Annotated in this window: 23 protein-coding genes and 1 pseudogene; 12 read left to right on the top strand and 12 right to left on the bottom strand. The window is 59.7% G+C overall.

Annotated elements, in window-relative coordinates:
- Nucleotides 1–56 precede the first annotated feature (56 nt).
- From ACZK4H_RS11215 to ACZK4H_RS11200, 4 genes are all read left to right on the top strand, one after another.
- Nucleotides 57–626 (top strand): TetR/AcrR family transcriptional regulator, encoded by a 570-nt coding sequence (locus tag ACZK4H_RS11215; RefSeq protein WP_099552183.1) that lies wholly within the window; start codon nt 57–59, stop codon nt 624–626.
- A gap of 61 nt (nt 627–687) precedes the next feature.
- On the top strand, nt 688–1,164 hold the full coding sequence (locus tag ACZK4H_RS11210; protein ID WP_099552184.1) for a nuclear transport factor 2 family protein: 477 nt from the start codon (nt 688–690) through the stop codon (nt 1,162–1,164).
- A gap of 140 nt (nt 1,165–1,304) precedes the next feature.
- Nucleotides 1,305–2,402 carry a hypothetical protein gene (locus ACZK4H_RS11205; protein ID WP_099552185.1) on the top strand — a complete coding sequence of 366 codons (1,098 nt, stop codon included), beginning with the start codon at nt 1,305–1,307 and terminating at the stop codon, nt 2,400–2,402.
- A 36-nt stretch (nt 2,403–2,438) separates the two neighbouring features.
- Nucleotides 2,439–2,561 (top strand): hypothetical protein, encoded by a 123-nt coding sequence (locus ACZK4H_RS11200; protein WP_275086453.1) that lies wholly within the window; start codon nt 2,439–2,441, stop codon nt 2,559–2,561.
- Nucleotides 2,562–2,578: 17 nt separating this feature from the next.
- On the opposite strand, the gene ACZK4H_RS11195 is transcribed toward ACZK4H_RS11200, so the two are convergent.
- From ACZK4H_RS11195 to ACZK4H_RS11185, 3 genes are all read right to left on the bottom strand, one after another.
- On the bottom strand, nt 2,579–3,049 hold the full coding sequence (locus tag ACZK4H_RS11195; protein ID WP_099552186.1) for a hypothetical protein: 471 nt from the start codon (nt 3,047–3,049) through the stop codon (nt 2,579–2,581).
- Nucleotides 3,050–3,406 carry a hypothetical protein gene (locus ACZK4H_RS11190; protein WP_099552187.1) on the bottom strand — a complete coding sequence of 119 codons (357 nt, stop codon included), beginning with the start codon at nt 3,404–3,406 and terminating at the stop codon, nt 3,050–3,052.
- Nucleotides 3,407–3,865: 459 nt separating this feature from the next.
- Entirely contained in the window at nt 3,866–4,621 is a 756-nt protein-coding gene (locus ACZK4H_RS11185; protein WP_099552188.1) for a tetratricopeptide repeat protein, read from the bottom strand.
- Nucleotides 4,622–4,788: 167 nt separating this feature from the next.
- Here ACZK4H_RS11185 and ACZK4H_RS11180 point away from each other — a divergent pair, with 167 nt between their 5' ends.
- A complete protein-coding gene (locus ACZK4H_RS11180; RefSeq protein WP_099552189.1) occupies nt 4,789–5,505 on the top strand; it encodes a hypothetical protein in 717 nt (238 codons plus the stop codon).
- 258 nt (nt 5,506–5,763) lie between these two features.
- Nucleotides 5,764–6,984 (top strand): hypothetical protein, encoded by a 1,221-nt coding sequence (locus ACZK4H_RS11175; protein ID WP_143567587.1) that lies wholly within the window; start codon nt 5,764–5,766, stop codon nt 6,982–6,984.
- Here ACZK4H_RS11175 and ACZK4H_RS11170 read toward each other — a convergent pair.
- Complete coding sequence (locus ACZK4H_RS11170; RefSeq protein WP_197577774.1) at nt 6,957–7,115, bottom strand: hypothetical protein; 159 nt, start codon at nt 7,113–7,115, stop codon at nt 6,957–6,959. The two genes, ACZK4H_RS11175 and ACZK4H_RS11170, sit on opposite strands and share 28 nt — an antisense overlap.
- A 204-nt stretch (nt 7,116–7,319) precedes the next feature.
- Between ACZK4H_RS11170 and ACZK4H_RS11165 the strand changes: the two genes are divergently transcribed.
- The gene (locus ACZK4H_RS11165; protein WP_197577775.1) at nt 7,320–7,691 is read left to right on the top strand and encodes a LysR substrate-binding domain-containing protein; all 372 of its coding nucleotides are present in this window, start codon (nt 7,320–7,322) and stop codon (nt 7,689–7,691) included.
- Nucleotides 7,692–8,147: 456 nt separating this feature from the next.
- Here ACZK4H_RS11165 and ACZK4H_RS11160 read toward each other — a convergent pair whose 3' ends face one another.
- From ACZK4H_RS11160 to ACZK4H_RS11140, 5 genes and pseudogenes are all read right to left on the bottom strand, one after another.
- Nucleotides 8,148–9,920 carry an ATP-binding protein gene (locus ACZK4H_RS11160; protein WP_099552191.1) on the bottom strand — a complete coding sequence of 591 codons (1,773 nt, stop codon included), beginning with the start codon at nt 9,918–9,920 and terminating at the stop codon, nt 8,148–8,150.
- On the bottom strand, nt 9,917–11,062 hold the full coding sequence (locus ACZK4H_RS11155) for an SIR2 family protein (protein ID WP_099552192.1): 1,146 nt from the start codon (nt 11,060–11,062) through the stop codon (nt 9,917–9,919). The genes ACZK4H_RS11160 and ACZK4H_RS11155 overlap by 4 nt, the downstream gene beginning before the upstream one ends.
- A 195-nt stretch (nt 11,063–11,257) precedes the next feature.
- A complete protein-coding gene (locus ACZK4H_RS11150) occupies nt 11,258–12,862 on the bottom strand; it encodes a hypothetical protein (RefSeq protein ID WP_099552193.1) in 1,605 nt (534 codons plus the stop codon).
- Nucleotides 12,828–13,424 (bottom strand): hypothetical protein, encoded by a 597-nt coding sequence (locus tag ACZK4H_RS11145; protein WP_099552194.1) that lies wholly within the window; start codon nt 13,422–13,424, stop codon nt 12,828–12,830. The genes ACZK4H_RS11150 and ACZK4H_RS11145 overlap by 35 nt, the downstream gene beginning before the upstream one ends.
- 218 nt (nt 13,425–13,642) lie before the next feature.
- A pseudogene (locus ACZK4H_RS11140) lies at nt 13,643–14,101 on the bottom strand (tyrosine-type recombinase/integrase); the annotation flags it as partial.
- Between the two features lie 329 nt (nt 14,102–14,430).
- Between ACZK4H_RS11140 and ACZK4H_RS11135 the strand changes: the two are divergent.
- The 3 genes from ACZK4H_RS11135 to ACZK4H_RS11125 all read left to right on the top strand — a co-directional run bounded on the left by ACZK4H_RS11135 (nt 14,431) and on the right by ACZK4H_RS11125 (nt 18,035).
- Entirely contained in the window at nt 14,431–15,093 is a 663-nt protein-coding gene (locus tag ACZK4H_RS11135) for a hypothetical protein (protein ID WP_099552195.1), read from the top strand.
- 709 nt (nt 15,094–15,802) lie between these two features.
- The gene (locus ACZK4H_RS11130; protein WP_099552196.1) at nt 15,803–17,014 is read left to right on the top strand and encodes a hypothetical protein; all 1,212 of its coding nucleotides are present in this window, start codon (nt 15,803–15,805) and stop codon (nt 17,012–17,014) included.
- Nucleotides 17,015–17,021: 7 nt separating this feature from the next.
- The gene (locus tag ACZK4H_RS11125) at nt 17,022–18,035 is read left to right on the top strand and encodes an AAA family ATPase (RefSeq protein WP_099552197.1); all 1,014 of its coding nucleotides are present in this window, start codon (nt 17,022–17,024) and stop codon (nt 18,033–18,035) included.
- A 1,474-nt stretch (nt 18,036–19,509) separates the two neighbouring features.
- On the opposite strand, the gene ACZK4H_RS11120 is transcribed toward ACZK4H_RS11125, so the two are convergent.
- The 3 genes from ACZK4H_RS11120 to ACZK4H_RS11110 are packed head-to-tail and all read right to left on the bottom strand — an operon-like array spanning nt 19,510 to nt 22,386.
- The gene (locus tag ACZK4H_RS11120) at nt 19,510–20,034 is read right to left on the bottom strand and encodes a Pycsar system effector family protein (RefSeq protein WP_099552198.1); all 525 of its coding nucleotides are present in this window, start codon (nt 20,032–20,034) and stop codon (nt 19,510–19,512) included.
- Nucleotides 19,979–20,854 (bottom strand): E2 domain-containing protein, encoded by an 876-nt coding sequence (locus tag ACZK4H_RS11115; protein WP_143567589.1) that lies wholly within the window; start codon nt 20,852–20,854, stop codon nt 19,979–19,981. Before ACZK4H_RS11115 ends, ACZK4H_RS11120 begins: the two co-directional genes overlap by 56 nt.
- Complete coding sequence (locus ACZK4H_RS11110) at nt 20,854–22,386, bottom strand: adenylate/guanylate cyclase domain-containing protein (protein WP_099552200.1); 1,533 nt, start codon at nt 22,384–22,386, stop codon at nt 20,854–20,856. The genes ACZK4H_RS11115 and ACZK4H_RS11110 overlap by 1 nt, the downstream gene beginning before the upstream one ends.
- Before the next feature lie 136 nt (nt 22,387–22,522).
- Between ACZK4H_RS11110 and ACZK4H_RS11105 the strand changes: the two genes are divergently transcribed.
- Both ACZK4H_RS11105 and ACZK4H_RS11100 read left to right on the top strand, forming a co-directional pair.
- Nucleotides 22,523–23,443 (top strand): TIR domain-containing protein, encoded by a 921-nt coding sequence (locus ACZK4H_RS11105; protein ID WP_099552201.1) that lies wholly within the window; start codon nt 22,523–22,525, stop codon nt 23,441–23,443.
- Nucleotides 23,444–23,445: 2 nt separating this feature from the next.
- Complete coding sequence (locus ACZK4H_RS11100; protein WP_143567591.1) at nt 23,446–24,147, top strand: adenylate/guanylate cyclase domain-containing protein; 702 nt, start codon at nt 23,446–23,448, stop codon at nt 24,145–24,147.
- Nucleotides 24,148–24,154: the final 7 nt, after the last annotated feature.

Raw genomic sequence — 24,154 nt, 5'->3', positions numbered from 1 at the left:
CTTGATCAGCTTCGCCGCCCATTGACAGGGTAGAACGATCGTTCTACCTTTGCGTCGTGAACACAACCACCACCGAAACCCAGCAGAAGATCCTGGCCACGGCCGAGGCGCTGATCTACCAGAACGGGATCCACGCCACCGGTATGGACCTGTTGGTGAAGACCTCCGGCGTTGCCCGGAAGAGCATCTACCGTCACTTTGAAAACAAGGACCAGGTAGCCGCTGCGGCACTGAACGCGCGCGACGTGCGCTGGCTGGACTGGTTCCAGCAGGAGTGCGACAAGGCCGACAGCCCCGAAGCACGCGTCCTCGGCATGTTCACCGTGCTCAAGGGCTGGTTCCAGTCCGAGGGCTATCGCGGCTGCGCCTTCATCAATACCGCCGGCGAGGTAGGCGACCCCGACGATCCGATTCGCCACATCGCAAAACACCACAAGCAGAAGCTGCTGGATTACACGCTGGGACTCACCACGCAACTGGATATCAAGCAGCCGGACGCACTGGCGCGGCAGCTGCTGGTTCTCATGGAAGGCGCCATCACCATCTCGCGCGTGATGGGCGACTACAACGCCGCAGACACCGCCAGGGATGTTGCAGAAGTGTTGTTGGAGCAGGCCAGGCGCTGACGCCTGAGTCATCAGAATCCGTCGAAGTACCCCGTTCATCCATTTGATTGGAGGCCCCACCGTGTCCACTGAAGCACCCCGTCCGCCGCTGCCGCCGTTCACCCTTGAATCGGCCATTGAGAAGGTTCGCCTTGCCGAAGATGGCTGGAACTCCCGCGATGCCGACAAGGTCGCACTGGCCTATTCGCTCGACACCCGCTGGCGCAACCGCGCCGAGTTCACCCATGGCCGCGAGGAAGCCCGGCAATTCCTGGCCCGCAAATGGAAGAAGGAACTGGACTACCGTTTGATCAAGGAACTGTGGGCATTCACCGACAACCGTATTGCCGTGCGCTACGCCTATGAGTGGCATGACGACTCCGGCAACTGGTTCCGTTCCTATGGAAACGAGAACTGGGAATTCGGAGCGGATGGGTTGATGGAGCATCGGTTCTCGAGCATCAACGACATGCCGATCAAGGAAAGCGAGCGCAGGTTCCATTGGCCACTGGGGCGTCGCCCGGATGATCATCCGGGGCTGTCTGATCTGGGTATGTGAGCACGGCCGGCCCACGTTCGCTTCACCCTCCATTGCGTAACCTGTACGCCGCAGCACGTCATGCCTCACGTTGAGGTATGACGTGCACCAAGGCTGGAATCGAGTATTTTCACTCGCAGAACAGGAGGCAGGACGCGACCGTGAGGGCAGTTCCCATCATCATCGCAGCAGCACTGGCCGCACCCTCGCTTGATGCGCGCGCGGCCAGCGAAGACCGCAACACAGCGCCTCATTTCGATCTCGGCGGTGCCATTCGATTCAACTATGGTTGGCTCGATTACGGGCCCACCAGCCGCCTGCAGCTGGAGCTGCTTCGCGCCGACATCGACGCCGGCAGCGGGCCTTTCTCCTTCTCTGCGCAATACCGGTGGTACGACGGCTTCGATGCCATCCATCACGCCTACGCAGGCTGGCAGTTCACCGACGCCACGCAGCTGAAGGCCGGCATCCAGCAGGTGCCCTTCGGGCTGCTGCCCACGGTCTCGCAGAGTTTCTGGTTCGGGTCCGGCTACTACCTGGGCATCGAGGACGACTACGACCCGGGCGTGGTAGTGATCCACCAGGCCGGCAAGACCACCTGGCACCTCGGTTGGTTCTCCGGTGACGAATACGGAACCGGGGCCCGCTACGACCGCTATTCCTTCGATGTGGCACAGACCGATGCGTTGCCGTATCGCGAACGGCAGCGGTTCAATGTACGCGTCGAGCAATCGCACGACTGGGCAGGAGGCGAACTGCAGGTCGGCGCGTCGGCCTTCGCCGGCAAGGTGCAGAACACCCGCAGCCGCCGCCATCACGGCCATCAGGCCGCCGCCGTGCACGCGCAGTGGAAGCGCGATGGCTGGACCACCCAGCTGCAATGGGCTCGCTATCGCTACACCGTGCCCGGCGAGCGCATCGCATTGTCGGCGTTCCAGGCCCCGTTTGAAATCGCGGCCGAGGCCGATGTACCCAGTGCCAACGTTGCCTATTCCTTTGGCCCGCGCGGCTGGATGGACGACCTGACCTGCTACAACAACCTCAGCATGACGCGCCCGGTGGGGCACAGCAGCGGGGTGCGCGACTCCTGGCAGAACGTTACCGGCTGCAGCCTGCAGAAGGGCGTGATGCTCACCTATGTCGACTGGATTGCCGGCCGCAACATGTGGTTTGCCGGCGGTGATGGCATCGGCATCAACAATGGCGGCCCGTCGCGCTGGCATTCACGGCTGAACCTCAATATCGGGTTCTATTTCTGAAAGCTGCTGCGCGTCGGCTACGATGCTACGGCCGGTATGGTGCTGCTGTACCTGTTGGGCTGGATGCTGATCAGCATGCGCACACGCCTGGACACTTACGTGGCCTTGCTGGAAGGCTCCATCCAGGAACCGGAGCAGTCGCAACCCGCGCCGCTGTAGGGTCGAGCCATGCTCGACTACTGCGGGCCGCATCGCGCCCCATCAGGCACCTTGCCGGCGAGAATCTGCAGCACCCGATCCATAAGAACAGGCTCCGGTACACCAGCCAGCACCTGCTCCAGATAATCCAGTGGCTCCAGCTGCCATTGGAGGATTGCCCGCATCTGAAGAACTGCGGGCGCACGCTGCATGGCATCCAGTGAGACCTGCAACAGCACATGCTGGGGCCGCCGCTCCAGCCACAGCACGGGAACGCCTCTGCAATGAATCTGGAACGAGGCGTCTTCATGCTGTTCCACGAACTGGAAGCCCTGTCGTGGCCGAGACTCCACGAATTGCATCACCTGGCGGCGCAGATGTGAGATTCGATCGTCGTTGATGCTTTGGAACCCGATAGGAGATGGCAGTGGCGGCGACAGCCACCGCGTCTGTGCCGCAACCACCGCCACGAGGCACAGCAGCGTGGCCGCCCAGCAGTACCGCGCCACTCAGTCGTCCGGCCGTACCCGTGTGCTGGCGTGCGCCACGAGGCCCAGCCCGGCCATGATCAGGCCCTCCATGACGCGGGGCCCGACGTACTGCTCCAGTTCGCCGTTTTCGCGGGCGCGCTGTGCGGCCAACAGGATCTCCAATACCACGCGAAGGCCGGCCAGCGAGCAATCGGTGTCGGCCAGAGCGAGACGTCGGCCGGGCATCTGATGGCGCTCTGGCCAGGGCTGGCCATCGGAGGCGGCACCGGCGCCGATGCTGTGCAGCAGGGCGATGAGGGTGTTCGGATCAAACGCAGAGCCGTTTGCGGGCGCGTCATTGATCGGGTGCGGGGCAGGGGAGTGGGGCTGGGTCATGGCTGGGCTCCTTACGGGCAGGCAGAAGCCGCCACCGATAAAGGTGGCGGACGGTGCGTGGCTCGAAATCCGGTGCGCGACTATGACCGGTGAGCACAAGGCCCCCACGCACCGCCCGCCATAACCGGCCGACGGATTGCCAGCCGGCACCACAAAGCTTGGTGCCGGCTGGCAAGCGCAAACTACAGTCGCGTTACCGGGATTTCGAGCCCCGACCACCGATGTATTGGTGGCACAAGAAGGAATACCCCCGGCTATGCGCGATGCCAATGCAGTAAGGCCGATGCCGCCACTACATTCAACATTTTCAGAATCGTTGCATACCACGTAATGAGGCTGGAGCCTTGCGCTGCAATGCTATCGGCGATGCCAGTGGTGCAGGCCTACGGACTGTCGGCATCCGCCCGACGAGACCATTAGCGAGGCGGATGCGACAGAATTACCAAAGCCAGCCAGGCGTCAGTAGCCCTTCAACGCGGCCTTGGTCCGCTCCAGCCATGCGGCATTGTGGCTGCGCGCGTGCCGCGACCAGTGTTGGGCATCGTCGATGATGCTGGCGAACAGGCTGCGAGCCTGCTCGCGGTCGGCGGGCTGCGGCTGCGCCATCAACCATTCGGCGTACAGGCAGCGAGCGGCCGCATCGTTTCCGCATTCGACGGCGCGCTCGAATGCGGCGCGGGCTCCGGGTGCTTGGGCGGCAGCCAGTGCCTGCGCGTAAAGCAGGGTCTGTTCCGGCTTGCGGCGCACATCCGGATGGCGGGCGAACAGACCGTCCAGCGTCTCCACCGCAAGCGCGGCGTGCCCGGACTCGAGGCGGGCGCGGGCGAGGCCGCTCAGGATGTAGGGATCGTCGCCCAGCGGTGAGCTGGCCGCCTGCTCCAGCAAGGTTCTGGCTTCCTCGGCCTGGCCGGCATCCAGCAGCGTCATGCCCAGGCGAACCCGATTCTGCACGGTGGGCGTGCGCGCCAGTTCGGCGCGAGCGTTGCGCAGGTCCTGGCCCGGGTCCATGAGCTGCTTGGCGGAACGGACGACCTGCCGGGCGCCGCGCGAGTGGCGGACTTCCGGAAAGTAGATCGCCAGGAAGTAGACGACGCTGCCGAGCAGCGGGAACGAGAAGAGCAGGATGAGCCAGTAGAGGCTCTGCCCCGAGCGGATGGCGTGCACCGCGAAGTAGATGGCTGCCAGTATGTGGAGTCCGATTCCGATGTAGGGCATGTGCGCCGCCTCCGTCCTTGTGGGGGCTGGAACTATAGTGGGGTAGGGATGGGGCGCCAATGGGTTGGGGCAGCCGGGTGTGACGCGTCACGTTAATAGAGTGAGTTCCGCAGGACGGAACGCTGCATGCCACTATGTGGCGGGGCTGCATTGATGGAAGGGGATACATGGAACGTACACAGAAGACGCTAACGATGGCCGATGTTGCTGGCTGGGGTTCGGCGCTGGTCACCTTCGGTTTGGTTCAAGGCGCCTTCTATTTGAAGGCGTATTGGGGACACTTCGGCCTGGATCCCTTTCAGTTTGTTGCCGTAAGCGAGCTTGCGCTGGCAGGGCTTGCGGGGATCGGCATGGTGCTGTTCTTCATACTAATTGCGCTGCTGTTTGGAGGGTGGGTCGAAGGGAAGGTGACAGCGAGGCCGCCCCAAGTCAATCTGCTGATGCGGCTGACCCTTGCTCTTTGTCTTGTTGGAATGGGCGCCTTGCTTTGGTGGTCCAATACCTGGCCCGTTTTGATAGGTGTGGCGCTGACGGGCATATGTGCAATGGCAGTACGCCTGTCCCCAGTGCTGCCAGCCGCCGTGAAGGACTCGCCGTGGCTGGTCTATGCGCTCGTGATGATTGTCTATGTCCCGATCTCGTCAAACTGGCTTGGCTTCGAACGCGCCAAGGCGATTACTTCTGGCGGCAGCAAGTACACGGTCAATGTGACTATTGATGAAGGGGTGCAAGGCAGCCTGAGTCTGGTGGGACGCCTGGGGGATAGCTATGTGCTTTGGGAGCCAATTCAGAAGGCTACAGTTCTTGTGCCTGTGGGCGACGTGAGAAGGCTGGTGATTGCGCAAAAAAACGTTCTGCCTGCCAAGTCAGTCCAGTCGCGATAAGGGATGTTTATCGGGGGTAGGACGGATTGCTACTCCCGACCCAAAGGGGACATCCAGGTCAAAGCCAACACACTCGAATCAACCTAAGTCAGCCGATCTCCGCCTCTGGCTAGGGTGCAATAGTGCTTCGCCACGACCAAGATGACCGCCAAGTAGCTTCTGACGTGAGCCGCAAAGGAGGATATCGCTTACAATTACCCCTAAAACCAAGGACAAAAATGTATGAAGGTATTTTGGTCGTGGCAAAGTGACCTTCCGATGGCTGTCACGAAGGCGTTTATCCAAGAAGCCTTGGAGGAAGCGCTGCATAAGATCGCCGATGACCTAGCGCTGTCGCCAGCCGAGCGCCCCGAGCTCGATCACGACACCAAAGGCGAGGCCGGTCTTGTCGAGATCGTAAAAACCATTTTCGAGAAGATCGAACGATCGGATGCCTTTGTCGCAGACGTGACACCAATTGCTACAACGGGGCAAGGAAAGAAGGTTCCGAACCCGAACGTCATGATCGAGCTGGGCCACGCAATGAAAGTCTTAGGTCATGAACCCATCGTTCTGATCGCCAATGCCGCCTACGGTGGAAAGCCGCAAGACTTGCCGTTTGATCTGCGACATCGGCGCGGTGCAATTACCTATCATCTTCGGAGCACTGATGACGAAGATAAGATACGCGCGGCGAAAGACAAACTCGTGGAAGAGCTTACGTCCGCGCTACAGGTAAATTTAAAGAGTGCGCTCTCGCGGCACGACGTGAAAATCGAATTCGCGCAGTACCCGTCTCGAGATGGAGATCCCTCGACGTGGCTGCGACCGGATGAACGCATTGAACACGGTGACTTTTTTGGGGGATCTGGAGAGCACACACTTGAAGTGAAAGGCACGACCCGTAGCTACTTCCGGATGGTTCCCGCGGGATGGACGACCAAGAAGCCAACCCGGCAGCAGGTCCGTGATGCGCGCGGCCAAGGCAGCTTGTCGCCGCTGGCACGCCGCGGCAGCGGCGATGGCGGAGCCAACGCTCTTGGCGCTGTCGCTGTTGGACTGTGGCGGGGCACTGCGGGCGCGACCCATACTGTCACGCAGTGGTTTGACAAGACGGGCGAGCTCTGGGCATTCGATGGCAACGTTGTTACATCTGAGAACGGGCTTACCTACCTTGGCTATGCGCGCCTTCTTAAGGACTGGTCCACCATGCTGGAACGCAGCCTGGCGTTCTATGACCACTTTGGCGCAACACCGCCCTACCGCGTGGAAGTGGGGGTGAGTGGCCTAGAGAACGTGTACTGGTTGGATCAGCTTCAGTCAGATCAGACGCGCGCCCTGGATCCATATGTACGTCATTCGCGTGAGTCACGCGAGTGGGATCCGGCTGCACGCCTGGCCTTCCTCACGACCGCGTTCAACGAACTGACCAATGCCTTTGGGCGGCCTGCAGTCACCGAACAAGACGTTGCTCAGATCTTGGCCCAAGTACCCGGATAGACCTCGGCACGATTCAACCCGAATGCGCGGACCCTGACGAGTATCTCATCGTTGTTGCTCTCGGGTGCGCCAATGTCGCGCAGCTGCAGAACCTCGGGGCCACCGGCCTGTTCAATCACATATGCCTTCATGACGGATTCCCCTGGAGCGCGACTGATTGGTGGCGAACAAGTAGCGATGGATCTTCCACTTACCGGCCTCCAGACGGAACACGAACAACTCGTTGTTGCCCTCAGTCACCTCTACGCCGGCGGCCAGGATTCGGGTGCGGCCGGCCGAGCGAGGCGCAGCAATCCGTCGTCAGTGACCAGGCGCGCCTGAGGGGGCGCCTGAGGTTGTCACTTCCACCGGCGTTCGAGCCTTGGTGGGAGCAGCTGTCTCGGTTCCAGCTGCAATACCCGGACATTCAATTGCAGGTGTACACCACCGAAAGGTGCATCGATCTGATTGAAGACGGAATCGATGTTGCGCTCCGTGTCGGTACCATTACCCATGAAGCCATGGTGGTGAGACGGGCTCTGGAAGATCGCCATTTGCTGGTTGCGTCAGCGCAGCCGCGCTCTCGCCGGAGACGTCGTGACAGCGCCCCCCCTTCCTGGCGGCAGATGCAATTCGCGCGGGTGACCTCGTGGAACTGTTGCCTCAGTTTCCATTGCCCCAGCAGCAGATTCACCTACTGTATCCCTCGCATCGGCATCCTTCGCTAATCATCAGAACCTATCTGGCCTTCTGCCTGGCCGAGATCTTATTGATCAGCAAGGACTGGCTGCAGCAAGGAGAGGTACGTGCCTGATCTCTCCCATGTGAGTAGGGGTTGCAGCAACTACCTGTCTAACGGCCAAAGGTGGGTGGGCACACTAGTAGCTCTGAGGATGCACGACTTGAGGCCGATCCGTTCGTCGGGTCTGCTTTTGGCCAGAAGCGGACATCAGCGGGGTAGGGGGTTAGGGATATTTATCGCGGGTAAGAAAGAGGATCCGCTGACCCAACGTGGGCATTTCTATAGTGAAAAGTAATAGGTATCGGCTTTCCAAAAGAACCCCGCTGTCGGCGGTGCACCGCGGGTTTGCCAGCGCCCGTCCACCTTGAACACCATATCTGCGTGGCCCATTCGTTCCATGCCGTCACACACCCCGTTGCAAGATGCGCCAGGAGCATTGGCGCTAAGCGTGCCAAAGCTCCTGAAGGTCGATGTCCCCACTATCCGGACGTCGGTTGCTGCTGAGCATGTCGACCTGAACAACCATCGGCAGGTCGAAGGCAGTCCCTGTGACGACGCAGCAGCCTTGGGTCAAGTTTGGAATCAGCGCACGGGAAATCGGGTCAAGGCTAGAGATAGTGTTGTCAATCAGGAACAGGTCGCGGTCGTTCACCAGACGATGGATCAAGAAGTTGTGGATCTGGGATACGATCGTCGGAGAGATGTCGGCTGGCCGCTGGCTGGCGATAGTCAGGAAGACGCCGAACTTACGTCCTTCCTTAATAATTTCTTCAAAAAGTTCCAGACGGTAGTCCTTCCACGCCTCCGCTTCGCGCGCGGACATTTCGGAAAGTATGTTGTGAGCCTCGTCGATAATAAGGTGCAACGTGCGGTTAGGTGGCGAGGCCACGGCGGCGCGATGATGGTGATACGCGTGCTTGGCGATGAGGATGGGAAGAATCTTCTTTGCGTCGGTGCTGCACCTCTTAAGCGATACAACCGTCACCATGGGGAGGGGCTGGGCATCTTCCACCGCCACCTGAACGGCTTTGCGCAGCATGACGATTGCTCCTTCCATGCGCTTCATCAGCGGCAAGATGTGGTCCAGTTGAACCTGCCCCGTGCCTATATCGTTCATCAGGCCCAGGTGGCAGCGAATGTTCAACTCTTCAAACGCGTCCATGTCGGGAAGGGGTGCAGCGTCAACGAGTGGGGCTAGCGCGCCGGCGTAGCCAACCCCGTCTGCATTGAACCAAGTACCACTCCGCGGATTATTGAAGGTCGCCATGCCGCCGTGCCATTGAATCTGGTCGAGCGCTTCGATGAGGTCGTCCAGCCCCAACTGGCGGACCAAAAAGCGGGCTCGGTCCAAGAGCTCTGGACGGGGGCGGCTCGCGGTGAAGGTCTTCTTGATCACACTGCGAAAATAGCGAGTCAACGAGTCTGGCAAGTGTCCAAAGCGTTTGCGCCCCTCTACCACCCGGCTCAGGAAGGGGCGCTGGGTGTGCTGAGTGGCCTGAAAGAGCAGTGCGAGGGTCTCGACATCCCAGAACTCTTCCGGCGAGATGGTGATGTGGTCGCCAGGAATACGTCCGGTTGACACATTGAGCACCCGTTTGTGGGGTGGATCAACGAGTTGCTCTTGGGTGTACTCGCCATTAAAGTCGATGAGGAGGAAGCGGCTGTGCTGGGATAAGCCAGGCGGGTTGCTCTCAAACAATGCCGTGTACAGCTTGGCCAAGGTGTTGGATTTTCCGCTGCCAGTGTTCCCAAATATGCCGATATGAGTGTTGAAGACGCGAGTATAGGGCAGCGCGACCGGCAGGCCTTCTTTCTGCAACACCCCGATGCGCAAGCCCGGGGCATGCGCTGATCGATCAAAAATCTGCGCAATACGCTGATCCGACAACAGGTGGGCTTCGTCCAGAATCATGGGCAAGAACTTGATCCCATGGATGAACCGGCCCTCCTCAAAATACCCGATTGGCCGCGCATCTACGCGTCGGACATATTCGGTTCGAACACCATCCGTCTCACTCCGGCGCTCATCCAAAAATTCACCTTCAACCATGCAGATGATGTCCCGAAAGCCGCGGGAGATGGCTAGGTATTCGCGGATGGAAATGCCCTTCAACCGTTCGCCGCGCAGGAATAGGACCTCCTTGCTTGATTCCTCGTCGATACGGAGAGTGACCTTAGTGCCTGCCACGGCAATTACCTCGCCGACCCGCATCATGGCACAGCCCCGACTACGGGCCCTGCGGCGGGCGGCGGGTTGGCGGCAGAGAGCAGTGCATTGAACGCATCGAAGGTTAGGTGGCCGTTCGGGGCCATCACGCACACCACATTCGCGTAGTCGGCAAACTGGGCGGACAGCCGGGAATGCTCGGTCTCATTGAAGCACGTGACGAAGACCATCAGCTGCGGGTTGGACAGCGAGCGCTTGACTAGGTTGAGGATGTGCTCATCGGCGAACGAAAACCCGAAGGTAATGAGGACAGCATTCTCCCGCTCCAGCTCAAAGCTCAGCATCCTGAGCATCTGGTAGTAGTGCTCCTCAAACACCGTTTCGTGGAACTTCCATTTTGTGGGGTTCACAATCGGGAGCTGGCGGTAGGCTGTCCAGAAGGCGTCCATCTGAACTTGAGTGAGGGAAACATCAGGCAGCGCCGTAACGGGGCCGCCTGCGTCCAACTGCCTCCAATACGCCTGCACTGCATCGCGCATCTGATCATCGACCAACGGGGCGTCCACGAGGTGATCATGACTGTAGTTCACATGGACTTGATCGGCATGCCGGGACCAATAGACCGAACCATGCAGGTTGATAATATTGATCTGAGGGACGGTCTGACGGTGCCGTTCAAAGATGCCTGTGCGCGTCAGGTAGGTATTGTAGTTGCGCGCTTCGACCACACGACGGAAGAAGCCACGACTCCCGTCGTTGACCACGAAATCCTGCCCGCCGTCGAGCGTAATACGATTGGCCGCTTCCGGCAGACACCCGTCGTAGTTGGTAGTGAATACGTTGCAGCGCCGGTCGATCCCGCGCCGGCGCTGGAGCAGCGTGAGGACTACCCGAATGAAGCGCTCGTAATTGGCTTGGACAGACGCTCGCGCGGGGTCGTTACGAATGGCTTCGAACGACATTTGCTGAGCCGGGCGAATGCACCGGTCGTAGTAGTGCATGAAAAGCGCGGTGTAGCGCTTCCTATCCTCTTGCTGCTCGTAATACGTCGCCAAGGTCTCGATGCTGTGTGCTGTGCCGTCGGCCCATGTGACATTTAGGGCAAGAGTCGGCAGCAACCCAAACGAGGCGCCCGAGCCGATCAGAAAGTTGAGGGGCTTGTCGTATATTGCGTTGACATCAAAGCTCATGACCGGACCTTGAAAGGGGGAAATCTATACCTTGCAGGGACATAGATCGTACGTTAATTCTCTAGGCGCACGCTTAATTCAAGCAGCACTTGCTATTCAGTTGATCAGATGCTACTCCGCGGGTCAGACTCTGGTTTAGTACATAAGTCGACGCCCCGTAAAGCGGCGCGGGGGTGCAAACCAGGGGCGCGCGTATCATTGTATGTCCGGCGTAACCTGGGTTCGACTCGATACTAGCGAGCTTAGCCAGGGCCCTGCGCTAGCTCTGTGTGGACACGCCTGCCACCACATTGCGAGCAGCCAAATAGGCAGATTAGGAATACGCCCGACCCCCTCGGCCTCCGAGACCAGGGATGACCATTCGTACGTGCTCGGATAAATGCGTGTTAGCTCTTGGCCCTGTGTTGCCGTGGGAACAAGGTACATCCACTCTTCGGCATGAAGGAAGTATCGGTGCGAGAGTTTGGAGAAGTCACGCCAAAGGCGTTTGCACGCCGACTTCTCGCCGATAGCCGCCAGTGAAAGTAGGAGAACCCGTGCCATGTACGAGGATCCCTCAAAAGTCTCCTTCTCACTTTCCTCCACGTCGAGCGACATCTGAGCGAGAAAGCTAGCCGTTCCGTCGTAGTAGGGGCTCGACAATGCTAGCCTTGAATCTGCTTGGTTCAAAGCGATGATGGTGGCCGCCAAGCTCGCTAGTGTATCCGCGACCCGCGTGTCGTCCCCCTTCTTGCATAGAACGAGTAGAGGGGGAAACTCGCAAGCAATGGCGGCCTCGCCCCAAAGGTCTGGGGCGCCGCGCTCCTCCATGAGCCATGCCCCCAAGTCCGTGTGCTCTTCAGGCGGCAACAATGGCTGAGATTCGTTGGCGAGATACAGGGATGACAGCAGCCCTCGCAGCACGCCGATCCGCCATCCATAGATGACCGAGTCCTCTAACCCCGGGGGCATCGCAAGGTGATCCCGCCGACTGACTTCGACCCAAAGAGCTGCCAGCGCGTCAAGGATGGCCCTCTCGGCTAGTTCAAAATGGTGGCTTACCTCCCATTTCCCGCCATTCTTCTCGTACATCGCCTGTAACATGGCCCGACACACCGTCCAGCCAACCGCGACCGCTTGATGGTTCTCGCTCAGCACAAATGGTGACAGAGCAATGCTCGTTGCCCACATTGCACTGCTGGAAACACGAGAGAGCTCCAGGACAGACGGGGGGGCACTTTCAGAATCACGTTGATCCAGCAAAAGAATCGAGCTCAGCATGCCCGCAAGGAGGCCTAAGGGAAGCTGATCCGAGGTATCTGCCATGTAGAGGTCCAGAAGTCGCCTAGTGTCGTCAATCTCGCTGGGCCACAACTTGGTTGACGCACTAAGAGCCATGTCCAACAGCTTGCCCCGGCTCCACAACTCAAGCTTAGAAGGATAGGGCGCTGTGTTCATCTGTGAAACGGCTACCTGTACCTCTTCGCTGAAGCTACCGTTGCTGACGAGGTAAGACCGGTGAATGCCAGGAGGGAAGCCAGGCATTGCGGGCGGCTGGGACATAAGCTGGACCAGCTGAGGCTGGATATCCCTTCGGAACTCACTCACAGTCATCTGCTTGTTGGGCTGGCCTTTTAGCTGGAAGGCGCAACCCACTCCATCCGGCGCGATGGCCAGTACGTCTTTTCCGAACTCAAGCAGGCAGTGGCGGGTGCTGTGGAGAACGGTGTACCCGGATGCAGATAGCATCTGGACAAAGACTTGCTGGTAACTCAACTCACTCGCACTATCCAACCAGTTCTCGAGCAGCCTCTCTAGCATGGTATGCCTCTCGCTTCCGCTGCATGATTTCGTTGTATCGTTGCTGCAGGACTGGGTCCGTGTCCAACTGACTTTGGGCTCTGGCAAAATCCTGCCTGGATTCTGGGTGCATGACCAACCGCATATTCTTTATCTGACCGGCATCATCAAAATCCATCTCGATCTTCTCGAGTAGCTCCAAGAGTAGCTCGGGAGTGAACCCTTTTCCCTTTCCATTTATCACCTGGCCGGCAGCCTCCAGCGCGCGGTCAAGGTCGCCGTAGAGTTTTTTTGACATCCCCTCAGCCATCCGACGCGCCAAGTCGGCTAACACATCGTAGCGCTCAGCTGGCGTGAGCGTCGCTACTTTTCTGACATCGATCGAGCTCTCCGCAGATACCGTCGACATGCCGCTTTCCTCCGCGGTCCCATCGGCGCGCAGAGTGACCATACTGTCGCCTTCATGAATCATGTGTCGCGGGATGTCCGAGAATGCTCCAAGTTGCTTTTGAGCTAAGGCGCTGATCGTTTTGAGGTGCACCTTGTGTAGCTCGCGCTTTACCTTTCGGAGATCGGGCAACATTTGATCTGCTTCCTCAGGGAAAAGGTAGTTTACTGGCACGAAATCTTAGTTCGAGCCGCTTTAGCAGGTTTGAGGCGGATCAGCATATCCTGGCAAACCCTCCGCGGCGCTTGAGCCTCCAAAATTGGCTTTCTCTCCTGACCAATCAACGCTCTAACTACCCAGTGTAGGCTTTGAGCTTCGCTCGTCCGCCAGAGCACAAGGCTTGCGACCGGAAGTCAGTCCTCCAGTAAGCGAGCAGCAGGATTTGATGAAGCGCTTCCGGTCTGGAAGTACCCCACTACGCTCGACACTGACCGATGCTCGGTCAGCTGCATGATTGCCGGCAGGGCAATGCCCTGGCGGCTGGCCTCGGTCACGAATCCCGAGCGCAGGCTATGTCCGCCAAAATCGCCCTCCAGTCCGGCCAGGCGAGCCCGCCGCTGAACAATCTCACCCACAGCCGCCGGGGACAAGGTAGGGCCGACCCGCTGCTTCCAGAGCCGCCGGAAGATCGCCCCTTCGGTGATCCCGGCTGCGTCCAGCCAGTCCTGCAGGGCGAGGGCGGCCCGATCAAGCACCGGCTTTTCCGGGGTCGAGGTGGCCGTAACCCCGGCCTGCTGGGTCTTGCTGTGCTCCAGCCGGTAGATATAGCCCGCCTCGCCAATCCGGCGCAGGTCGCGCAGGTCGGCAGTGACGGGGCAACTGTTTCTGTACTCGGCGTCGTACCGCGAAACAGTGGCTTACAAACGACTGCCCTCGGTTGAAACGAGTATGAATGGGTGACCTTACCCACTAAAAATGTACTCTGTCCGGAAAACTGCAACTAAATCTGTACTTAGCCCGTTTGGGTTCGCGGACGGAATTGTCATCGAGAGAGTCTAGGAGTACGGTTGCGCCGAACACCTAGGGCCTGCCGATCAGGCAGGCGACCTTTGTCACGGCAGGCCCAGATAGTGACATTGGTGTCGCCCTGATCGTCAGTTGTAGACGATAGAATAGTGACGCGTGGACTGGATCTCTTGAGATGAGTTTGGCGACGCGAGCGCGAAAACGCATCCTGGGCGTACGGCAGGCGCGCACCAGCAATTCTTCGAATCTCTGGCACCTCAAGTCGCCGCTCGCTAGCCATGCGGTAACCCTCAGTGGCGATCTCAGTATGCTGCTGTTCTACTACTGCGAAGGTGATCCAGCGGTCCACCGAGCTGAGTATGCCGGGCCAGAAGTTGACCTCTCGATAGGCGGCATGGAGGCGATTGCTGATGCGGTGGTCGTCCTTGAGGATGGGGCGTCCCAAGGCAGAGTGGTAGACGACGGCTCCACCACCGCATTAAAGAAAATTTCCGCACTGCAAGAGGCCGGTGGCCGATCGATCACATTAATTACCGTTGGCGATCTGATTGAGGCGTCCCTACGCATCCGTAACTGGAAGGCAGCCATCGCAGCCTTTCACCGGTGCGGAGGCGTGGACCTAGCGCCGCTTGCAGACGAAGTGGAATCCCATGTCCGGCTTCGCCGCTTCACCACCCTGGGAAATCTGGTCAATGACTTGGATGCCCATCATGCATCCCATGTAGTTGGGGCAGCCGTACTGGCGTTGCGAGCGCGCTCATTTCTATCAAACCTTGATACCGCGCCATGGTCTTTGCACACGAGGTTGATGAGGCTCGATCATGCCCGCCTTGCCTAGGTACACAAGAAGAACGTTGCCCGCTGACCTCAGAGATATGTCGGCGTGGCCGTCGTTTGATTTCAGCGTGCTTAGTCCGGAGGATCTAGCTGTATGGAACCGTCGCAGGGCTGCGCTTGCTTGCTACCTCGCAGGCGATCCAGTTGCATTGATCGAAGAGCGACACGGCTACCAATGTCATCAGGTTGTGCTCTTCTTGAACCGATGTCTCCACGTAATGCACGATGGCCGACTCGCCGGCTTCATGGGCTTGGTAAAGGGAATTCGGACCAAGCCACCTGTTCGAAGACGCCCCGTCCGCTCAATGCCCCATCTGTCACGCGGTGGGTACGTAGGCGCGCTTGACCAGACGTTCACGATTAGTCCGAGCATCCGAGTCGCCTTGGATAAGTACTTGGCGACGGGTGTCGACCCTGCGGGGAACGATCGGGGGAGGGTAACGCCCCGCACAGCACATCAAGTTTTCCTGAGGCTCTGCACTGATGCAGGCCTTGGACCTTCAGACTGGCCGTTCTGCGTAGAGCGCCAAGGACGTACCAGTCTTACCCAATACTTACACCGATTCTTTGCCGACAACCATCAACAGGTAGCGCTGCTTCAGTTCGGGGAGATTAGCCGAGATCGCTCCAAACGGGGCAGATCGCCATTGGAAAAGATCGAGGCGAAGGCTCCCTTCGAAGTGGTAGAGGCAGATGAGCACGAAGTGCACATGATCATCTCGGTCGGCATTGAAACGCCGAAAGGAACGAAATTTGTCCCCTGCCGGAGATTGACGCTGATCGTAGCGGTGGACCGTTACACCAACTACATCTTGGCATGGGATTTGGTAGCGCGTCGCCAGCCATCCAGTGCGGACTTCCTTGAATGCATCGATCGAGCGATTGCAGGACAGTGCCTTTCGGTTGAAATCAAGCAAGCGTTGCTATCGGGAGTGCGGCGCACCAATCAATGTGGACTTCGAATCGGCTTTGACACGCTTTTCGTCGACAACGCGCTGGCGCACCTGTCCGACTCCGTATGCGCCAAGGTCCGCGAATCCGCTGGTGCCGCTGTTAGTTTTGGCGCGATCAAGCGCCCCCAGCGGCGCTGCCTGGTGGAGCGTGTTTTCAGCTGGATGGCACGAGAGCTCTTCCATCGCTCACGCGCCACAACCGGGAACAATCCCGTAGACACGCGACGAGTTCACCCAGAGCGCGCGGCTGTAAGCATGAAGATCTCCATGGAGGACATCATGCATGCAATGACAAATGCAGTAGGGCTGTGGAATAACAAGCCCACCGAGGCCAATTATGGAAGTAGCCCCGCTCAGCAGCTGCTAGATTACTATTTCAATACCAGCGGGGTACTGCCGCCACTGTGCCCACCCCCTAACCTTACGTCCCTGCCGCTGAGGCTTGAAATCTGCATGCCTACCGTACGCGGAAGTCAAGCAAAGGGTAGGTTACCGTATATAACGTATGCCTCCGTGGAGTATTCATCCAGGGAGCTCGCGGCACGGTGGGACTTGGTAGGTGAGAAGATCCGAGTGCACGCCGACCCTAACGACATTTCTACCGTCAAAGCCTACACCGTAGAGGGCGAAGTACTTGACGAGCTACTGCCAATCTCCAGTCGTTGGCGGTATCCGCACTCGCGCGAGATGCGCCGCTTGCTCAAAGCCAAAATCAAGCATGCGCATGACCTTCTTGACCAACATCCCGCCCAGGAGTTCCTCGCGGGCCAGGAACAAGCTGCACTTGAAGCAAACGAAAAGTCAGCCAGGGTGACGCTAGCTGCCTCCATAGTCGCGGAGGAGGCCCGCAAGGGATATACCTCTGAGCAGCCGCAGCCGATGCACTCGAAACGCGAATCCACACAGCAGCTTGTGCGCCGACTTCGTAAGCCAACGGTGATCGACTTCAGCGTCATTGGGAAAACGTGAGGAGCTTATGCACGCCAAGGACAATGTGGAGGCGATCCGTGCGACCTATCCGGACCTGCTCGCTGACCATCCGTTACTGAGGGGTAACGCGATACTTGCCACGCCCGCCGTGAGGGAGGCGGCGACGCTCATCTTCGATAAGGCTCGTCGTGCGCGGTCATCGGTTGCATTCTGGGCGCACCCACTCTCCGGGAAGTCCTCCTGCATTGCCGCCCTGAGAAAGCTGGCACCTGTTCAGTTCCCACGCTGCGGCTTCATAGTCTATGAACCCTCCTCCAAAGAGGTCCCTGCGGAAGGCGCACTGATTGAAGACCTGCTTTCCGAGATCGGCTATGAGGGCCGCATTGATCGCACCCTGACCGGAAAGCGGAATCAGCTTGAACGAGCGCTTTACTCGCTGGCTATCGCTGGAAGACGCATCTTCCTGGTAATTGACGAAGCTCAGAACCTCCACGCAAAGGAGCTCGGGTGGCTGAAGCGCCTGGTCAACTGGCTCACTGTTCGAGATATCAAAGTGACTGTGGTGCTGTTTGGCCAAAGCCAGCTGTGCGCCATGCATGACCGACTCAAGGTCCAAATGCCGGACTTCAGTGAGAGGTTCATGTCGCGACTCAATGAGTTCCGAAGCCTGCAAGACGCGGCTGACATACGAGTATGTCTGCGCTGTTGTGACGAGGAGGCGCAGTATCCGACGGGATCTGGGTGGTCGTACACCCAGTACCTATGGCCGCGTGCTTACGCACAGGGATTTCGTCTCGCAAGGTGTGCAGACGAAATGTTTGAGGCGTTCCGTGCCCGGTCCGGGGGCGTGATTGATCGAGAGGGGGTGAGCATGCAGTGGATAGCGGAAGCGCTCATGCTGGTGGGCCTCGACGCGGAGACCAGCGATGCCGATGATCTGGTGCTGACCCGCAGCGACTGGGAACGAGCAATCGAAGACACCGATTATGGTGCGCGTAGTCCGCCCGCATTCGTGTCTGCCGCACGACGTGGCCGAGTTAATCGTCAGGATAGCGCATGATTTCCTGGAGTCGCCTGTTGATCGATGACCACTGCTCATCGTGGTCCATCGTTCAGCTTTTGGGCTGGCTAAATCGCTCACGCGTAACTTGGCTAAAGACCAAGCGAGCGTGGCGATTCCATTTGCGCGGCCAAGCCGTGCTCTTGCCGGATGCACAAGCGGTACTCTTGCCGGATGCGGATGCGGATGCGGATGCGGGTGCGGGTACGCACCTAGCCGAGCAAGAAGAGCTCAGTGATGTGGCGCACCTGCTCGCCGAACCGCGCAGGTGGCTTGGTGAGGACGAGCTTCGATACTGCCCAGTATGCGTTGGTTACGGGATGCACTACGCGTATCAGCAGGACGATAGGTTCAGGAACTGCATTATTCATGGTATCCCCCTTCAGCTGCAGTGCCCCAACTGCGGCACTTCACTCGACACAAAAGGCGTAAGCTGCAGTGGATACGCCTGTATTGAGTGCGGCCAGTCCCTGCTCGACGCAAGAACCTCCATGCTGCGTGGGGAATGTCAGGGCAAGCTAGCAGCTTCGGCGCTAAACGAGCTCGAAGCATGGCAGGGGGCAGTAGACCAGCTCGGCTCTGGATATCAAACGCCGAGGACGGGGTATGCGCACCCGTTATGGGGAGACCTGTCGACGCGTGAGGAGACCGGCTGGTATTGGCGCGCCATTGAGGTGAATCCGAACTCGTTGGTCGCTGCGGCGCTGGAGCCGGCACCAAGCACCTTCCACTTCTACCCATCACTCCCCAAGCTGATATCTCTGTGCGACCAGCGAGCGGGGAGGTCGGAAGAGCATACGCTCCCGGCCTATCAGCGTATGTTTAGAGCAGTTTCCCGTCACCTCCGACGAAGCCATCTACGAGGTCATGGCGCTTGCGCCAGATATGCGTTAACGGCCATGGGTGGGTTGCGAGGGCGCATCCCTAGGGAGATCTGCATACATCCAGAGATGTGCTGCTTGGGACAGGGCTATGCGCTCTGGCGACTGCAGTGGGACCGCGAGTTCAAGCGAATGGATGCGTGGTTTGATCGGCATCGTGCAGACGACTGGGAGGAGCAGACGGGGCTTCCCAGCCTTCCCGCCGCGCAACTAAGCCTTGCCAGCTCTTTCCAGCACTGGGTCTACGCCCTAGCGGAGATTCAGAATGCATATGCTGACTTAGACCAACGCGCAATTCTCGATGGCGTGACAGACACGCCACATTGGGCCCTCCTTCAGCCGGGGGCCTCTTACAGTTGTCCGATGCACTTTAGGCATCCTGACTTGGGCACGCTTGGTCGATGCGATCGCGGTGGCGTACGACGGCGCGAACATGAGCGAGTTCTATCCACCTTGCAGGAAATTGGAAGACAACGGCAGGCTATCAAAGCGCGCCTGTTGGCCGACCTTCCTGTGCCACCCCCATAGATCGCCAGGGGATGCCTAAGATTGAGGAACCATTGCATAAACCTTAGCTGTTGGAAGACGCGCGGCTATTTCGCAGGCGATGGAAGCAGCGTAATGAGCGCCATCCAAGGTGCAATGGTCAGGGCAGTAGCGAGGTAAGACCGCTTCAAGCACTTGAACTTGGAAGCCAGGATCTTGGAGTTCCTCCAGCATTGACCCAGCAGGTCTCGCTCAAACGCATCCAGTGTCCTGTCCTCGCAAGCGCGCAAGAACTCAGACTCGGTCATTTTTTCGATTCGAAGAAAGAAGATCAGCGAATTGGATCCGCCGCGAAGCTCTGGGAAGTATCCCCACCACAGGTTCCAGAAGCTCAACGTCAACGGCGTCAGGAACAGCACGCCAATGACTGAGACGAGTAGGGTGAGATCTTCCGGCCTGGGGATTCGGGTGGAAAGCATCGCCAGCATTCCCAGGTTGATGCCCAGACCGACCGATAGCTTCGTGTCCACTCGCGAGAAGAAGCCAAGCACGAGCTGCAGCTGCTGCCATGCGGCGTTAACGCGGTCGCTTTGACTTGGCTGGCGGTCGCCAGAATTTCGAACTTCTTGCATGTTGAGAGCTCTCTTTCTTCATGGAGGCGACTAGCTTGCGTCGGATGGCCATGCGAAGACCGCATGTCTCCAAGGTCCCGCAGCAAACCATTCCCGCTGCAGCGCATTGATCAAGGAAGGCCCTGTCGGCTAGCAAGCAGCGGTGCCGTTCCAGGACAAAGGTCACCAGAGCTTCGGCGTGGTCTACGCAATCCGCCGTCGCGCGCTCAGGATGGCGACCGCAAGGGCAGGCCAATCTTCCAGAAAGCAGGGTGTTGCTGCGAAGCGAAACGCGCGCAAGAAGTCGTTTGCCACGCCACAGCTCCAATCGATGCTTTCCCGGTCGCCCATCTTGCCGGACTTCTAACAAGCCGGCTTGCGCTGCCGCCTTGAATTCTGGGCCCAAGCATTCGGCTGCCTGCTCTGCGATAGCTTGATGCTTGGCCGCGTCGCCATGGGCGCGGCCGTTTTCCGCGCCAGGGAAGACCCTGCGTACGTTCGCGCTGATTTGATGGGCCAAGAATCGATACACGGTCGACCACCACTGTCTGGCTGCCGCTTCGTCAATGATGTGGCCCGGCTTGCTTTCACCCCATCCCAAGCAGAAGCTTTGGTTGGGGTTGATGTGTCTGTCAGGGCAGAATTGCGGCAGTTGATGGTGTCCTGGGGCTTCCTGAGCAGACACGTGCTCCCCGGCGATGGCGATCGCCAGGGTGAACACCTGCACAGCTCCGCCTGGACGCGTGATCGAGATCTCAGCCCGTGCACCGCCTGCGGCGCGACGCAGCGTGGCACCGAAGTCCGATGCCACGCCTTGCAGCAATTCGAAGGCCAACGCCATCAGCGGATATCTGAGTGCGGACGGATCGGCTGCTCAAGGGCAGGAACCACCGCGGGGGCCGCTTCTGCGTAATGGGCCGCCAGCACCGCCTTGGCCACTGGGTCACCCGACGCGGCCAGCTCTTCCACCGCCGCCGCGTAGTCGAGGTTGGCCACCTTTCGGTCAGATGTGAAGACGCGGCGAACTGCGTCGGTACCGGCATTGAAGGCCTTTTCGCCAATCGCGGTCTGCACGCCGTCGCACTGTCGCTGTTCTGCCTCCGAGCCCAGTACGGCCCTGCCGGTTGCGCAACGCAGCAAGCTTCCCTTCATACCCAGTCGGGACAGTGCCAGCGGCCCGAGCTCAAAGCCGATGGCCAGACCCAGCTGCTCGGTCGTCGAACCCTCGGAGTTCAAGTAGTCGAGGGCCACGGCGAAGCTGCTGCGAAGTGCGCCTGCGCACTGTACAGCTGTACTCACCGTCGCTTCGGTGTCGGTCTCCTTTGAGGTACCTTCCAGCAGCACGCCTTGCAGGCAATCGCCGATAAAGCGAATGCGTCGCCCGGCGAAATCCAGGTGCACCACGGCATCCAGCTCTGAGCGCAGCACATGGAGAGCACGTACCAGATGCTCCGGATCCTCCTCCAGATGCTTGTCCACGAAGTTGGTGAAGCCGTCGATGTCTGCATACAGCGACACACCTTCGAAGCGCTTGGAATTGGCAGCGCTAAGCAGACTGAAGTTCAGATCGGAAATCGGCGGGGTGGGTCGACTGAATTCGAACTCGCCAATGGGCAGGTCCTCCTGCTCCTCCTTCCAGAGCTCGATGATCCGCGTTTTGGACACACCCAGGCCTGCCGCCTCAACGCAGGCCGCCACCTGGTCTTGGGTCAGTGGCGTGGTGCGGTCTTTGTCGCCGCTCAGCACCGGGAGCCCGAGCAGCGCCCGTGCGCCGTGGGTGAGATAAATGCCCTCCGCCACGCCATGCCCCGCGCACTTGGCGGCCTGATTGGCTGGGGAGCCCAGGAAGAGCGGCTCGCGGCTGGCGCGGCGACCGTTGTTGACGGCCAGTGCCAGCCCGCTGTCGATACCCACACGGACCTGTGCATTGGGGATGTGCTCATCGGTATCGCCCGTTTCGGCCAGTACCTCGATGGTCAGCTGGGCAATGGCCACCGCGCGCTCGATCCGTGCGCGCTCGTCGGCATCGCCATAGGGCTTGGTGACCACCGCATGCAATCGTTGGTTGTGGAAGTCAACGCGGACTGCCTCGCCCTCGACCAAGATGCGGTGGACGGCGCGGTAATGCTGATTCAGGAAGCGGAGAGCGCGCTTGTGGCACGTTTCGCCTTCAACATTGGTGCAGTTGAGCATGTCCTGCAGATTGACGATGTCGATGTAGACATGCGCGCCGTTAACCCGATAGGCGCGGTTGACCGCGATATTGTCCAACGAGGTCTCGCGCGTGTAGTCACGAATATCGACCTTACGGACTTCCTCGTAACGCGTGGCCAGGCGCTTCTTGGTGCGGTCTTCCTTCCAGCTATGTCCCATCGTCCTGCTCCCTGCGGCCAAATGGAGACCGGGCCGGAGCGGGTCGCGTCGCTCTCGGGCCGGGCACCAACCGGTTTTCGGCTGGTTCATTTGTCGTATATTGGGAGCCAGTTCACACTTTCAAGGGAAGGAAGGTATGGGGGCAAGCATTATCGAGCGACTTTCTGCCGACGGCGGCAGGCGACTGGTGGCGGCCTTGGCCGAGTTCCGGACCCTGGCCGGGCTGGAGGGGGCGGCGGCCCAGCTGGCTGAGGCCGGGGAACTGCTGGACGTGGCGGCTGGCGCGTCCTTCATCACGCAAGAAGATGCCGAAACCGACGTCTTTTTCATCGTGGCCGGTGCGGTCGACGTGATCGTCAATGGCAAAGTGGTCAATACCCGCCGAGTCGGGGAACACGTGGGGGAGATGGCAGCCATCGAGCCGACCCAGTTGCGTTCGGCGACCATCACCGCCACCGAGCCCACAGTGGTGCTGAAGGTGCCTGAAAGCGATTTCAGTCGCGTCGCCGATGCGCACCCGCTGATCTGGCGACGGCTGGCGGCTACCCTGTCGCGCCGGCTGAAGGAGCGCAACCGGATGATCACCGCGCCCCGCGAACAAGTGCGGGTCTTCGTGATGTCCTCAGTGGAGGCGCTGCCGGTCACCCGCTTGCTGGTTCAGCATTTCGAGCATGACCCCTTCCTGACGGTGGTCTGGGACCACGGTGTCTTCCGCGCGGCCAACTACACGCTGGATGAGCTCGAAAGTCAGTTGGAACAGGCCGACTTTGCGATTGCCGTGGCGCATGCCGATGACATGGTGATCAGCCGTGGCGACGAGTGGCCGGTCATGCGCGACAACGTCGTCTTCGAGCTGGGCATGTTCATTGGCTTCTTGGGACGTCGGCGTGCCTTCCTGATGGAGCCGCGCGAGGACAAGCTGAAGTTGCCGAGTGACCTGGCCGGGCTGACGACCGTTCCCTACCGTTACAAACCAGGTCCCGATGCGCGTGCCTTGCTGGCACCGGCTTGCGAGCAGATCCGCGCCCGGATTCTCGCCGCTGGACCGAGGGACTGACCATGGCCTTGCTGGAAGAGATGACGGCGGCAGTAGAAGCGATTGCGCAAAGCAGGTGGTCAACCCGTCAAGGGCAGGTTGTGCCCGATCCTGAGGATCTGCGGCTGGGCAATGATGCGGTCGAGTTCGATCGCGCCACCGTGCTGTACGCAGACCTCAAGGGCTCTACCAAGATGGTCGATGTCGAGCATTGGTGGCTGAGCGCGGAGATCTACAAGGCGTTCCTGCATTGCGCCGCCACCATCATCAAGAAGGAGGGCGGCAAGATCACCTCCTACGACGGTGACCGCGTCATGGGCATCTGGGTCGGTGACCGGCAGGCCACGCCTGCGGCCAAGGCCGGGCTGAAAATCAACTATGCGGTGAAAAACATCGTGGTACCCGCGCTACAGCGGCAGTATCCGCACTGGACCGGGACGGTGACGCAAGTGGTCGGGGTCGACAGCAGCACGATCCGCGCTGCGCGCACCGGGGTTCGCGGCGGCAACGACATCGTGTGGGTGGGCCGCGCCGCCAACCATGCCGCCAAGCTGACCGAGCTGGACCTGGATCCGACCACCTGGATCACCGACGAGGTGTTCACCCGGTTGGCCGATGAGTCGAAGTATGGCGGCACGCCGCCGACCTTGATGTGGAAACCCTACGACTGGACCCAGCAAGATAATCGCCGCATTCATGGCTCCAACTGGACGTGGAAGGTCTAGCCAGCGA

This window comes from Stenotrophomonas sp. 78350_Sma, assembly GCF_056482105.1.
This window is presented reverse-complemented; position numbering and strand designations above follow the sequence as displayed.